General features: G+C 50.0%; 7 protein-coding genes and 1 pseudogene. 2 read left to right on the forward strand and 6 right to left on the reverse strand.

Features of this window, described 5'->3' with window-relative positions:
• Positions 1-60 precede the first annotated feature (60 nt).
• Positions 61-2,025, forward strand: a complete 1,965-nt coding sequence (locus WN56_RS15910; RefSeq protein ID WP_082084483.1) for a glycogen-debranching protein — start codon at positions 61-63, stop codon at positions 2,023-2,025.
• Between the two features lie 83 nt (positions 2,026-2,108).
• Here WN56_RS15910 and malG read toward each other — a convergent pair whose 3' ends face one another.
• The 3 genes from malG to malE form a co-directional block, all read right to left on the reverse strand.
• Complete coding sequence (malG, locus tag WN56_RS15915) at positions 2,109-2,999, reverse strand: maltose ABC transporter permease MalG (protein WP_046075898.1); 891 nt, start codon at positions 2,997-2,999, stop codon at positions 2,109-2,111.
• An 11-nt stretch (positions 3,000-3,010) separates the two neighbouring features.
• Positions 3,011-4,585: a maltose ABC transporter permease MalF gene (malF, locus tag WN56_RS15920; RefSeq protein ID WP_046075899.1), complete on the reverse strand. Its 1,575-nt coding sequence runs from the start codon at positions 4,583-4,585 to the stop codon at positions 3,011-3,013.
• A gap of 62 nt (positions 4,586-4,647) precedes the next feature.
• Positions 4,648-5,829 (reverse strand): maltose/maltodextrin ABC transporter substrate-binding protein MalE, encoded by a 1,182-nt coding sequence (gene malE / locus WN56_RS15925; protein WP_046075900.1) that lies wholly within the window; start codon positions 5,827-5,829, stop codon positions 4,648-4,650.
• Between the two features lie 499 nt (positions 5,830-6,328).
• Here malE and malK point away from each other — a divergent pair, with 499 nt between their 5' ends.
• Positions 6,329-7,468: a maltose/maltodextrin ABC transporter ATP-binding protein MalK gene (gene malK, locus WN56_RS15930; protein WP_046075901.1), complete on the forward strand. Its 1,140-nt coding sequence runs from the start codon at positions 6,329-6,331 to the stop codon at positions 7,466-7,468.
• A gap of 129 nt (positions 7,469-7,597) precedes the next feature.
• On the opposite strand, the pseudogene glgB reads toward malK, so the two are convergent.
• The 3 genes and pseudogenes from glgB to WN56_RS15945 all read right to left on the reverse strand — a co-directional run.
• Positions 7,598-9,451 (reverse strand): annotated as a pseudogene (glgB, locus tag WN56_RS15935) (1,4-alpha-glucan branching protein GlgB); the annotation flags it as partial.
• A 156-nt stretch (positions 9,452-9,607) separates the two neighbouring features.
• Positions 9,608-11,794: a 4-alpha-glucanotransferase gene (malQ, locus tag WN56_RS15940; protein WP_046075902.1), complete on the reverse strand. Its 2,187-nt coding sequence runs from the start codon at positions 11,792-11,794 to the stop codon at positions 9,608-9,610.
• Between the two features lie 115 nt (positions 11,795-11,909).
• Positions 11,910-14,360, reverse strand: a complete 2,451-nt coding sequence (locus WN56_RS15945; RefSeq protein ID WP_046075903.1) for a glycogen/starch/alpha-glucan phosphorylase — start codon at positions 14,358-14,360, stop codon at positions 11,910-11,912.
• Between the last annotated feature and the right edge of the window lie 97 nt (positions 14,361-14,457).

Here is a 14,457-nt window from a genome sequence, read left to right on the forward strand (position 1 = left end):
ATTGAATTATTTATAGGTAACCGCTCTAATAGCGACTCGTCTCATTTAACGGTGTTAGTTATGTCGGTTTGTTTCCCATCTCCTTATGTATTAGGGGCGCAATTACACCCATCAGGCTGTCGGTTTACACTGTATGCGCCAGACCAGGACTGCGTACATTTACTATTGTGGCATCAAGCGCACCAACCTCAGCGGATCGCTATGCACGAATATAAGCGCGGCTACTGGACACAAGATGTTGCTGATGTCGTTGCAGGGCAAGAATACAGCTTTGAGGTCTCACATGATGGTCAAATCTGGTGTGTGGCTGACCCTTATGCTCAGGCCATTACCGGTCCTTTAACCTATCAGCCTCCCTATACATTATCGCAAAGCACACAGGTTGCGCGCTGCCAAGTCGTCGATCACGACTTATTTGATTGGCAAGGCGTGTCATCGCCCCAACGCTCAATGTGCGACACCGTTATTTTCGAAACCCATGTTAAAGGGCTAACTCAACAGCACCCAGATGTCTCGCCAACACAGCAAGGACGTTATTTAGGCTTGGTGTCACCAGCGATGTTGGCGTTCTATCAACAACATCAGATTAATTGCCTGCAACTGCTGCCGATTACCTGTTGCTTACCGGAGCCGCATTTACTCAGCCAGCAAAAAACCAACTACTGGGGCTACAACCCATACGTTTGGATGGCACCGGATCCGCGCTACGCGGAGAAAAATGCGGTTGACGAGCTGAAAACGGCGATACGCGAACTACACCGCCGCGACATCGAAGTCATTTTAGACGTGGTGTTTAATCACACGGCGGAAGGCGGAGAAGGTGGGCCAATTCTTCATTATAAAGCGCTTGATCATGCCATGTACTTACATGATGGCCAACGGCTGCGCAACCATACCGGCTGTGGCAATACCATTGATATACGCCATTCTGCTGCAATGAAGCAGGTGCTCGACACCTTACGTATGTGGGTCACCGACTATCACGTGGATGGGTTTCGGTTCGATCTCGCCGCCACCTTAGGGCGAGACGGCGATATCTTTGATCCCTACAATGCCTTTTTCCATGCCATCGCCCAAGATCCGATCCTTTCTAAGGTCAAATTGATTGCGGAACCATGGGATATAGGTCCCGATGGTTATCAGCTAGGACAATTTCCGGTTAACTGGGCCGAATGTAACGATAAAATCCGCGACATCACGCGCAGTTTATGGCGAGGAGAGCCAGGTATGCTACAGGATTTCGCCACGCGGTTGATGGGGTCACGCGACTTTTTCAGCGCAGCGTATTGGCCGGATCACCTGCCCATCAACTACATCACCTACCATGATGGCTTTACCCTGCAGGATGTGGTCAGTTATGCCAAGCGGCATAATCACGCCAATGGCGAGAACAACCGAGATGGCCATGGCGATAATCGCTCCGCCAACTATGGTGTTGAAGGATCCACAAACAATACTGATATTATTGAGATAAGAACTCGGCAAAAACGGAATATGATGGCGAGCACCCTCTTCTCGCTGGGGGCGCCGCACATTCTAATGGCCGATGTTTTAGGGCACTCGCAACAGGGAAACAACAATGCCTATTGCCAAGACAACCCCATCAGTTGGTTAAACTGGCAAACGCAGGATCATGTTTGGTCAAACTGGCTTGCCACCATGATTGCACGTCGCAATGCTATCGTACCGCGCTTTATCGATGCGTTGAGTGGCACACAGCGCCATTGCAATCAGATTGTGTGGCGACATCCGAATGGCGATTCTATTCACGATCATCAATGGCCAAGCCTGCAAGCACTTAGCTGTCAGATCACGCCAGGCGCACACCATTCTGACGCGGGTCAATCGCTGCTCATTGCCATTAACAGCGGCGACACCGCGCACAACCTACGGCTTCCACCAAATCATCAGTGGCGTATTGTCTGTGACAGCGCAACCAATGAAACGACTATCACCACACCCGAACCGTCCCTGATATTGGCAGGCAAGCACTTTGTAGTCTGTATTGACGGTGACTGGCTGTAGCCCAATATTACCCACATCAAAAAGGCAGCTAATGTTAGCTGCCTTTACTTTCGTGCTCTTGCTTCGCCTGAGGGCGTAACGCCTTAGCCTTTCACACCACCAGCCGTCAAACCACCCACTAACCAACGTTGGGCGAGTAAGAAAACACCTGTGATCGGTACCGCTGAAAGCACGGCTGCCGCCGCGAAGTCGCCCCACAGATAGTTCTGCGGATACAAGTACTGCTGCATGCCGACCGCCAAGGTATACGAATCAACATCCGACAACAGAATCGAAGCAACTGGCACCTCACCTACCGCCATGATAAACGACAGAATAAAGACCACAGCCAAGATAGGCACGGAGAGCGGAAGCAGCACCAGCCTAAACGCCTGCCATGGAGTGGCGCCATCCAGTGCTGCGGCTTCTTCCAATGAACCATCAATGCTCTCGAAGTAACCTTTAATGGTCCAAACGTGTAATGCAATCCCGCCCAAGTAGGCAAAGATCAAGCCACCGTGCGTGTTGAGCCCCAAAAACGGAATGTACTGCCCTAACTTATCAAACAAGGCGTAGATAGCCACCAATGCCAACACCGCTGGGAACATCTGGAAGATCATCATCGCGTTCAAGATGGTTTGCTTGCCTTTAAATCGCATACGCGCAAAGGCGTACGCCGAGGTGGTTGAGAGCACCACGATAAACAGCGAGGTGATCCCGGCCACTTTTACCGAATTCCACAGCCATAATAGAACGGGAAACGGCGGTGGCGTGACCGAGCCATCCGGATTAGTCACCGGGAAGCCCAATGCTAATTTCCAATGTTCAAGTGATGGATTTTTCGGGATCAAACTCCCGGTAGCGAAATTCCCTTCACGGAATGAAATCGCAATAATCATTAACAGCGGGAATAGGATCAGCGCCAAAAATAAGCACAAGCCAATATGGGTTGCCCAGACGCGATATTTTAAGGATTTACCTTGTACCATTGCCATATTTACGTCCCTCAGTGCTCGTTTTTCTGCGTCATGCGGAGGTTGATTAACGCCAGTGCGCCGACAATCAAGAAAATCAGTGTGGCGATGGCACTTGCCAAGCCAAAGTCTTGACCACCACTGCCTTCAAAGGCGATGCGATAGGTGTAGCTGACCAGCAAGTCGGTATAACCGGCCGGCTCCGTGGTGCCAATGCGGTTTGGCCCACCTTCTGTTAACAGCATAATCATCACAAAGTTATTGAAGTTAAAGGCAAAAGCAGCAATCAGCAACGGTGTTAATGGTTTAATCATCATCGGCAGCGTAATACGGGTGAAGTTCTGAATGAAATTCGCGCCGTCAATCGCTGAAGCTTCGTAGAGATCATCGGGGATCGCTTTAAGCAAGCCCATACAGAGGATCATCATATAAGGGAAACCAAGCCAGGTGTTGACAGTTAGCACCATGCTCCGCGCCAAGAACGGGTCAGAGAACCAATTCGGACTGATGCCAAACAGGGCTTCCAATACCATGTTGATTTCACCAAAGCTTTGGTTAAACAAACCGCGGAAAATCAGAATCGAAATAAAGGCTGGCACCGCATAAGGCAGGATCAATAATAAACGGTAGATCGATTTGCCTTTCAGCTCTTCCCACTGCACCAAGCTCGCCAATATCAAACCGATAAAGAGGGTAAACACCACGGTGAGTACAGAAAAAACAATCGTCCAAATAAAGATGCCAATAAAGGGCTCTTTAATCCCCTCATCTGTCCAGACACGCTCAAAGTTATCGGTGCCAATTTGCACCACATAACCGGGCGACACCGTGTCGTCAACAAACTCACCCGAAGCATTAACCGGTTGGTAATACCCTACCTCATCATTGGGTTTGAGTGTCTCACCCGTCTTATTATTGATCAGCGTGCGACCATCCTCTTGCAAACTATACAAAGGCTGAATGGCGGCGAACTTACGTAACCCACTCATACGAATGGTTTGATCATCTGACAATTGCAAATCTAGATTACCGAGCGCCTCTCGATTTTGAATCACATCGCGAAGTGACGCTTTTTGTCCCTCAACACTGTCAATTGGGCTAAGTGACAAGTTTTCATCGGCCAGTGTTGCAAATTCAAATGGCTTGGTGGCAAAACGTGTGTTGTCGCCTTCCACCACAATACGAACGCCTTGATCCGTTTGATATAACGAGAAAGGATAACTGTCGCCACTTTGAAAGGTTCGCTCGAGTAATACGGACTGGGCACGCTCGAAAGAGAGTTGATTTTTGGCGCTATAGTTGGTGAATGACAGCCCAACGGTATAAACCAACGGAAAAATAATGAAGAGGATCATCCCCGCGATACCTGGATAGATATAGCGATGGGCGTATGTTTTTTTACTGCCAAAAATGTACAGCGCTAGTGCGGTTAATACCACAGTTAACAGGGCAAAGGCAGTTTCACCACGCGAATACATCAAGACGGTGGCATAGCCATTGATGATGGCCACAGTAGCCAGTAACGCCCATTTTATGAACGCTTTTGTGCTGCTGGGCAAAGAAGAGCCTGACGTTGTCATAGCTTGGGAACCTTGGACTGACTGCATAAGGAACGCTACTCACATAGTTTTAAAAAATGCAGGGAGGCAAGCCCCCCTGCAGATAGAGCTTATTTGACCATTTGCGTTTCCGCATCGTCGAGCGCTTCCTCGACGCTTTGACGGCCATCGACCACATTGATGATGGCGTTTTTGGCAGCCGCCCAGAACCCATTCATTTGTGGAATATTCGGCATCACCTCGCCATGTTTGGCGTTTTCCATGGTCGCAGCAATACGACTATCTTGAGCCAGCTCTGCTTGATACGCATTCAGCGCCACCGCACCTAGGGGCTTATCCGCATTGACCGTTGAAAGGCCTTCTTTCGTCAGCAGGTAGTTTTCAAGGAACTCAACCGCTAGTGCTTTATTTGGCGATGCGGTGCTAATACCGGCACTAAGCACACCAACAAAAGGCTTGGACGCTTCACCTTGGAAGGTAGGTAAGGTGGTGACACCATAATTGATACCTGACTTTTCGATGTTGCCCCACGACCATGGGCCGTTAATGGTCATCGCTGTGTCACCTTGGTTAAAAGAAGACTCAGAAACCGAGTAGTCCATATCTGATGAAATCACGCCATCTTTGACCATCTGCTTCATGAAATGTAGCGCGTCATGCACACCTTGGTTATTGATACCCGCGTCTTTAACATCATAGCCGTTTGCCGTTTGCTTAAACGCGTAGCCGCCATCAGCCGCCATTAATGGCCATGTAAAGTAGGGTTCTTTTAAGTTCCACATGATGGCTGACTTACCTTGCTCTTTGAGCTTGGCATCCATCTCAACTACGTCTTGCCACGTTTCTGGCGGGTTTGGCACCAAATCTTTGTTGTAGATAAGGGAAAGCGATTCTACTGCCACTGGGTAGCCAACGTATTTGCCTTTGTATTTCACCGCATCCCAAGCAAAGTCGACCATGCCTTCTTTAAGACGTTCTGAAGGGCGAATTTCTGCCAACAGGCCTGACTCTGCGTAGCCGCCAAAACGGTCATGCGCCCAAAAAACAATATCTGGACCATCGCCCGTTGACGCCGTTTGCGGGAACTTGTCCTGCAAACCATCAGGGTGAACAACGGTCACAGGAATCCCCGTGTCTTGCTCAAAGCGGTCACCCACTTCTGCTAGGCCGTTATAGCCTTTATCACCGTTAATCCAAATCGTCAGTTGGCCTTCTTCGATATTGGCGTGTGCGCCAAATGAACCCAGTGCAATGAGGGTACCGAGAGCAACAGCGCTAAGTGATTTTTTCATCTTTCTATCCTTCTTCTACTGAGGTGTAGCACGATTCCATGGAGGATGAGCTGTATTTCACGGTCTATCATGGGTAATTCCCGCGCATTCCTCATCATCCTGGCTTCTACGCCCTACGCCTGTGCGAGCGAATTCGTGATCCATATCGCTCGTCGCTAATGATGCGGCTCACAAAAATAAACGGTACGTGATCAACTTCAACTAATTTGCTAATCATTTTGTGATGTACGCCCTCAAACTAAATTAGGGAGGAGATCATCCTCCTCCCCGCCTACTCCCCCTGCAATAATTTCCCCCGGGAGGATGTACCGCTTGCGCAGATACGCGACACTGCTGTCATCAAAAAAGCATCGGGTGGAACCTATCCAATGTGCTTAATCAATGACCAAACAGCGTTCAACAAAAAAGATAACGCTCAAAAATGGCCGATATTGAATAACACAACCACCTATAATGCGTATTGAGCCGAATTAATGAAAAGCGATTGAGGGCGAGCGACATGGCAAGTGTCACGTTTAAAAACGTTTGTAAAGCGTATGACAACGATGTAATGATTTCAAAAAACGTTGACCTAGAGATTAAAGACGGCGAATTTGTTGTTTTTGTCGGTCCATCTGGTTGCGGTAAATCCACTTTATTACGCTGCGTTGCCGGATTAGAAGATATTACATCGGGCGATCTTTATATTGATGAGCAACGCGTCAATGAAATAGAGCCTTCTAAACGCGGCGTGGGAATGGTGTTTCAATCTTACGCGTTGTATCCCCACCTAAATCTTTATGACAACATGTCTTTTGGGCTAAAACTGGCCAAAACGAACAAAGCGGAAGTCGATAAGCGCGTCCATCAAGCGGCGGAGATCTTACAACTCGGCCACTTACTCGACAGACAACCCAAGTCTTTGTCCGGGGGACAACGTCAGCGTGTCGCGATTGGCCGCACCTTGGTGTCTCAACCTCGTGTCTTCCTCCTCGATGAGCCACTTTCCAACCTCGATGCAGGGTTACGCGTGCAGATGCGCGCACAAATTACCAAATTACAACGTCAGCTTGGCTGTACCATGATTTATGTGACCCACGATCAGATCGAAGCCATGACCATGGCAGATAAAATCGTGGTACTAGATGAAGGCCGTGTGGCGCAGGTTGGCAAACCGCTAGAGCTTTATCATTACCCTCAAAACCGCTTTGTCGCGTCGTTTATCGGCTCACCCAAAATGAACTTTATGAGTGTCTTTATTGAGGATGTTGAGCCAAACCGTGTCAAAGTGCAGCTCAGTGAAGGTGCCAGTTTCTGGGTACCTGTCGATGGCAAAACCGTCACGCGCGGCGATCGCATGTCTCTCGGCATTCGTCCTGAGCATTTGGTGGCCGCCAAAGACGGCGATGCGCAAATTGAAGGGGAAGCGACCATTGTCGAGAAGCTAGGCAACGAGACGCAAATTTATCTCAACCTTGAAAGTGCAGACGCAGACGTGATCTATCGCCAACTCGATACCGTTGAGATTGAACCCGGCGAGAAGTACGCCATTGGTATTCCAGCCCATCGCTGCCATTTGTTCCACAGTGACGGTCGAGCGTGTAAACGCCTGCATCGCGAAAATGGCGTCACCTTCGTTGATGAAGAAGACGCAGCCTAATATCACCTTGTAAGAGACTACGACTAGGCCGCATTCGCGGCCTTTTTTATGGTACCGATTCAGACAGAAAAAACGCCAAGGATTAACTTGGCGCAATCTTCATTTTGTCGCCCAAAGGGCTCCGTACCTTCACCCTTGCCAGCAATAAAACACAGTGGCTAATGGGGGGAGATTTAATGTTAGCGATTGAGGCTGGTCGTGCGCCGCGCTTTTATCGGTGCTAAGCGCTGCGTAAACGGGATACCCACTGCCCCAAAACGCCTCATCATCCGAGTTTAATACCAATTGGTAGTCGCCACTCTTCGGCACACCCAGCTGAAAACCATCCCGGGGGACAGGGGTGAAGTTACTCACCACCAGCATCCGCGAGCCGTCATCGCCAAGCCGCTCATGGGCTATCACGCTAATATCTGCAGCGTCTTTTAACCGCCACTCAAATCCTGCCGGATCGCAGTCGAGGCGATGCAGCGCCGGCGTTGAGACATACAGGTGGTTCAGCGCTTTCACCCATGCTTGGATACCTTGATGGCGACCGTATTGCAGCCAATGCCATTCAAGCTGGCTGTCATGGTTCCACTCTGCAGTCTGACCCATCTCCGTACCCATAAAATTGAGTTTTTTCCCCGGCTGGCCATACATGTAGCCCAAATAGGCACGTAAGTTCGCCGTTTGCTGCCACTCGTCACCAGGCATTTTACCGATCAACGAACCTTTTCCATACACCACTTCATCATGAGACAGAGGCAGTACATAGTTCTCGCCAAACGCGTAAACCAATGGAAATGTTAGCGTGTCGTGGTGATAGCGTCGATACACCGACTCTTCACGGATATAACGTAAACTGTCATTCATCCAACCCATGTTCCATTTAAACCCGAAACCCAGGCCACCCGCATAAATTGGCGAGGAGACCTCGGGAAACGTGGTCGATTCTTCGGCAATCGTCATCGCATTGGGAAAATAGTGATAAACCGACTCGTTCATCCATTTTAACGTGGCAATGGCGTCGTAGTTCTCATTGCCGCCATCTAGGTTCGGGATCCATTGATCCTGCTCACGCGAGTAATCGAGATAAAGCATCGACGCGACGGCATCGACACGCAAACCATCAATGTGAAACTGGTCAAGCCAATACAAGGCGTTATTCACCAAAAAGCGGCGCACATGCTCTTTACTCATATCGTAGAGATGACAATGCCAGTCGTTGTGCCAGCCACGTCGTGGGTCGGGGTCATGATATAAGGGCGTACCATCGAAATAGGCCAAACCATGATCATCGGTAGGGAAATGTCCCGGCACCCAGTCGAGAATGACGCCAATGCCCGCTTGGTGGCAACAATCCACCAAGTACTTAAAATCATCCGGCGAACCATAGCGGCTAGTCGGCGCGAAAAGCCCTACTGGCTGATAGCCCCAAGAACCATAAAAAGGATGCTCACTGACTGGCATCAGCTCTACATGGGTATAACCCATTTCCACCAAGTAAGGGACTAAACGGTGAGCAAGCTCACGATAGCCCAGACACTGACCCGATGCATCTCGCTGCCACGAACCAAGGTGAAGCTCATAAAAAGAGAGCGCTTGCGTATGTTTTTCAGTCACGGGGCGGTCTTGCCACTGCTGATCGTGCCATTGATAAGCATGTTGATCATAGGTCAGAGAAGCAAATGACGGGTATTGTTCAGCATATGCACTATAAGGATCGGCTTTGTGCGGTAAACATTGTCCATCGGGACCCGTTAACGCATATTTGTAGCGTTGATTAAGGCCAAGATGAGCGACAAACCCCACCCAAAATCCATCTTCGATGGCAATAAGGCTTCCAGCCTCTGCCTGCCATTGGTTCCAATCACCGATCACACTCACTGATTGTGCATGAGGCGCAAAGAGCACAAACCGTACACCCTCGACCGGTTTGCCCGCGACGGGTAACGTCACCGGATGCGCGCCCATTTGCTGATGTGCAACTCTCGGGTTATATAAAGCAGCCATATCAATTGCAAAATGATCAGGCTGAATAGACTGGGGCAGTATTGAAATGGAAGAATCTGGCATCAGCGACTCCTTATATAAAAAAACGCTCCATCCTATGCGTGTTGGCTGGCACTGAGGATAGAGCGTTAGAGCATGGTATGGTGGTTACGCCGTTTGGCGACTCGCTTGCATGCGCACCCGAGATAAGTCTCTGGCAAGTTGATTCAACTCTTCACGGCTAAAGAGCGTTTCCAAACTGGCCGAAAGCTTACGCCGCCAGTTGGGATATTCGTCTACCGTACCAGGGATATTGACGGGTTTGTCCATCTCCAACCAGTCTTCCAACTGGACGCTTAATAGTGCTGACTTGCCAGCGGCAACATGCAATTGCAACGCGCGGCACAAGTGGCCATCCATCGGCACATAACGCGCATCACCACCAACCCCATCTGGTAGCATGCCATGCCAGCGCACACTGTCTAAAATGCCCTGCTTGGCTTTCAAACGATCATCAAACAATTGTTGAAGTTGCGCTTCATCTGGGTATAGGCCGAGCTCTTGACCCAGTTTTAAATCGTCGCAATGCCAAAAGCCACGAATGGTTGGCATATCATGGGTGGAAAGCGTCGCCATCGCCTGCTCGGTATAGTGCGCCGGAGAAATAAAGCCCCCGTCCTCTTCTGAGGTTTCAAAGAAGAATACCTTGTAGGAATGCACGCCCGCATCCGCAAGTAACGCACCAATTTCATCTGGGACCGTCCCCAAGTCCTCGCCAATCACACTGCATTGATGACGGTGCGACTCAAGCGCTAAAATCGCGAGCATATCTTTAACGGGATAGTACAGGTAAGCGCCCTCGGTGGCATTTTTTCCCTTAGGGATCCACCACAAGCGCAGCAAGCCCAGTACATGATCGATACGCAACGCCCCACAATGACGCATGTTGGCCCGCAACAACTCGATGTAGGCATGATAGCCAGTGTGTTTCAGTGCTTGCGGATCAAATGGCGGTAAGCCCCAATTTTGCCCCCGAGGTCCCAACACATCCGGCGGCGCACCGATACTGGCATCCAGTACTAAGGGCGAGTTGTCCGACCAGGTTTCGCTACCCGCATCTGACACCCCAACAGCGAGATCACGGTACAAGCCTAGCGACATCCCCTGCTCTTCAGCAATGGCTTGTACCTCTTCCATTTGACCTTCGGCAATCCACTGTAAATACATGTACAGTTGGATGTCGTCACTGTGCTGCTCGATAAATGCTTGCGTCGCTGCATTTTCATAGCGACGATATTTTTCAGGGAATACGGGCCAGCCCCACGCATGAGGGTCTTCCGCGCGTAAATGTTGATGCAAGGCATCAAAGGTGGCTTGCTGTTTTAAGCTCTCTCCGCCTTTTTCAATAAAGTCTAAAAACGCACGGCCACGTCGAGTCTGTTGCAGCAGTTCGCGTTGCTTAAACTCTTGAAACAACAAAGGCAATACGGCCATTTTTAGCGCGGCGACTTCGCTATAATCGACCCAGTGAGTATCGCGCACTGCTTGCAGGCGACGCTGGAACTCGGCACTGCCCACGAGTTGCTGCGCACGGGCGCTCAAACAAAACTCACGAACGTTGCTCACATCAATGTACAAAAGATTAAGCCAGCGGCGTGATGAGGGACTATAAGGGCTCGCGGCTTCTGGATTAGCAGGGAACAACGCATGAATGGGGTTAAGGCCAACAAAGTCCGCGCCACGCGAGGCGAGCTCACTGACCAATTGTTTCAAGTCACCAAAATCACCAATCCCCCAGTTGTGAGGGGTACGCAGTGTGTAGAGCTGAATACTCGGGCCCCACATTTTTTTGTGTTGATCCAGTTCAGGTTGTTTATAGCATTGAGTAGGCGCCATGATGAGCGTCATTTGGTACGGTGATTGACGCCGTTTACGTATCACAGAAAGGCGATGATAGCCCCACGGTAGGGAGCAAGGCAGGCTAAACACTAATGGGCCGCCATTACTGCGCTCATCGCGAACGATTTGTGACTGTAAGTAACCCTCGAAGCACTCGCCCTGTTCGGTTTCCAACCGCCAACTAAAGTCACTTTCTCGCGCACTGGTCCCTAAATGAAGCGCAATTTCGACTGGCTCATTCTCCTGTACCACTTGCACGGGCGCGAGCACATCCGCTTTATGTTTCTTCGCCGCCGATGCCAATAACGCCTCGTCATTTCGTGTGTCATAGCCAAGTGACGTTAGTAAGTCATGTAAGGTACTGTCCGGCACGGCCGCTTCTGAGCCCCATGCACTGATATAGCGATCAGCGAGGTTGGCCATTTGTGCGACTGTCTTCAATGCAGATTCTTTCATCGCTTTCTCCGAGGGGTCTGCCCCCTTCTTTTATTGGGCAATATTGTTGTCATTATTGTTAGGTGGCAAGGCTCATTCCTTGCCACCGATAAGGTTGTTAACCCATTATTTGCAATTAGCGCTTAATCGCTTCTAACTGCCAAATGTTAGTAACGTAATCGCGAATTGAGCGGTCTGAGCTAAACTTACCGACCAACGCGGTATTCAAAATCGCTTTACGTGCCCATTGCGACGCGTCACGGTAATCACGGTCAATGTCATTGTGTGCGCGCACGTAATCGGCAAAGTCAGCCAAACACAGGTACGGGTCGCCGCTACCCATGACACTGTCAAAGACAGGACGCAACGCCCCAGGCTGACCTGGCGTAAACGTCTCATCCAACAGACTGTCCAAGGCGGCCTTCAATAGAGGCTGGCTATGATAGACCGCTTCAGGCTGATAGCCTTTTTTGCGCAACGCCGTGACGCCATCGACATCAAGACCAAAGATATAGATGTTGTCGTCACCCACTTCTTCACGGATTTCCACGTTCGCGCCATCCATGGTGCCAATGGTGAGCGCGCCGTTGAGTGCCATTTTCATGTTCCCCGTGCCAGACGCTTCTTTACCGGCCATAGAAATCTGCTCAGACACATCGGCAGCAGGAATAATGATTTCCGCCATACTGACACGATAATCAGGAATAAATACCACTTTGAGCTTGTCACCGACTCGTGGATCATTATTAATGGTTTCAGCCACCTTATTAATCGCATAGATGATCGATTTTGCTAATTCATAGCCAGGTGCCGCTTTCGCAGCAAAAAAGACCACACGCGGCGCCATATCGAAATTCGGCTCATTGATGAGGCGCTGGTACAGTGAAATGACGTGTAATAGATTAAGGTGCTGGCGCTTATATTCATGCAGGCGCTTAATTTGTACATCAAAAATCGCATCGGTATTTAGGGTGATATCGAGGTGCTCTTTGACCCATCCCGCCAAACGCTGCTTGTTGCGCTTTTTGACATCCATAAACGTCTTTTGAAAAGCAGTGTCGTCCGCGTATTGTGCAATCTGCTCGAGTTGCTCCAATTGCGCTGGCCACTGCTCACCGATTTTCTCACTGATCAAGTTGGACAAATCAGGATTACAGAACTTCAACCAACGACGCGGTGTGATGCCATTGGTCACATTTTGAATGCGCCCTGGGTATAGCGCGTCAAATTCTGGGAATAAATCACGCTTAACCAACTGAGAATGCAAGGCGGCAACGCCATTCACCGCATAAGAGCCAACCACACATAAATTAGCCATGCGCACCATGCGCTCACCTTTGTCGTCAATCACAGACAACACCTGCTTTTTGGCCACATCGCCGGGCCACTTCGCTTCTACCTCTTGCATGAAGCGATGGTTGATCTCAAAAATGATCTCCATATGACGCGGCAGCAAACTGGCAATCAGCGCCTCACTCCAGGTTTCCAGCGCTTCGGGCAGTAAGGTGTGGTTGGTGTAAGCAAAGGTACGACTGGCGATGGACCAAGCCTCATCCCAGCCCAGACGATAATCATCCAGCAATACGCGCATCAGCTCAGGAATAGCGATGGTGGGGTGAGTATCGTTCAACTGAATGGTTTCGTAGTCTGGCAATGCGGCCAATGCATGCCCTGCCTCTAGATGACGACGGAGAATGTCTGCTACAGAAGCTGCACTGTGGAAATACTGCTGCATTAAGCGCAATGTTTTACCCGCATCGTGGTTATCGTTGGGGTACAAGACTTTGGTCAAATTCCCTGCAGCGATGGCGGATTGCTGAGCCTGGGTATAGTCACCGTCATTAAAGGCATCAAGGGCAAACGGCGTTAACGCCCGTCCTTCCCACAGGCGCAATGGGTACACAGTATTGCTTTGATAACCCACAATCGGCAGATCCCAGGGCATGGCCTGGATTTTCATGCCCGGCACCCACTGACGGTACGTGTGCCCTGAGTCCTCAATCACCTCTACATGGCCATAAAAACCAATGGTTTGCGCTAAGTCAGGACGTACCACTTCCCACGGGTAACCTTCAGGCTCACGCCACGCATCCGGTGCTTCTTGTTGTGCGCCCTCTTTGAATGACTGGCGGAACAAACCATATTCATAGTGCAAGCCATAGCCGACCGCAGGATACTGTTGGGCCGCCAATGAATCCATAAAGCAAGCGGCGAGACGCCCCAAGCCGCCATTGCCCAAAGACGGATCACGCTCTTGTTCAAGTAAATCCGTTAACCCGAGGCCAAGCTCACTCACGGCATCGGCAATCGCATCGTACAAGCCCATGCTAATTAAATTGTTGCCGGTTAACCGACCAATCAAAAACTCGAGGGATAAATAGTTAACACTTTTAGCTTGTTTAATGGCTTGATCGTGTTCAGTGGCTACCAGATCACTCGTGGTATGTTCGGCTAATGCACGGCCCAGTGCGAGGTACCAGTCGCGCAGCTGAGCGGTGTCTGGTGCGTGACCTAACTGGGTTAGGTGTTGAACCATACTGATTTTAAACGCACTTTTATCAAACGCATGTTGCTGTTTTGGTGTCATGTCGTCGCTCTCGATAATGGAATGAAACCTTGATGGTTATTCATCCTGCCCAACCCGAGCACGGCAAACATCCTCCCACGTCATTCTCATCAAAGGA

Source organism: Salinivibrio sp. KP-1, assembly GCF_000968645.1.
GTDB classification, from domain to species: domain Bacteria; phylum Pseudomonadota; class Gammaproteobacteria; order Enterobacterales; family Vibrionaceae; genus Salinivibrio; species Salinivibrio siamensis.

Coding starts and splice junctions, on each gene's coding strand:
- WN56_RS15910 (WP_082084483.1), top strand. CDS start 61: ATGTCGGTTTGTTTCCCATCTCCTTATGTATTAGGGGCGCAATTACAC.
- malG (WP_046075898.1), bottom strand. CDS start 2,999: ATGGCAATGGTACAAGGTAAATCCTTAAAATATCGCGTCTGGGCAACC.
- malF (WP_046075899.1), bottom strand. CDS start 4,585: ATGCAGTCAGTCCAAGGTTCCCAAGCTATGACAACGTCAGGCTCTTCT.
- malE (WP_046075900.1), bottom strand. CDS start 5,829: ATGAAAAAATCACTTAGCGCTGTTGCTCTCGGTACCCTCATTGCACTG.
- malK (WP_046075901.1), top strand. CDS start 6,329: ATGGCAAGTGTCACGTTTAAAAACGTTTGTAAAGCGTATGACAACGAT.
- malQ (WP_046075902.1), bottom strand. CDS start 11,794: ATGAAAGAATCTGCATTGAAGACAGTCGCACAAATGGCCAACCTCGCT.
- WN56_RS15945 (WP_046075903.1), bottom strand. CDS start 14,360: ATGACACCAAAACAGCAACATGCGTTTGATAAAAGTGCGTTTAAAATC.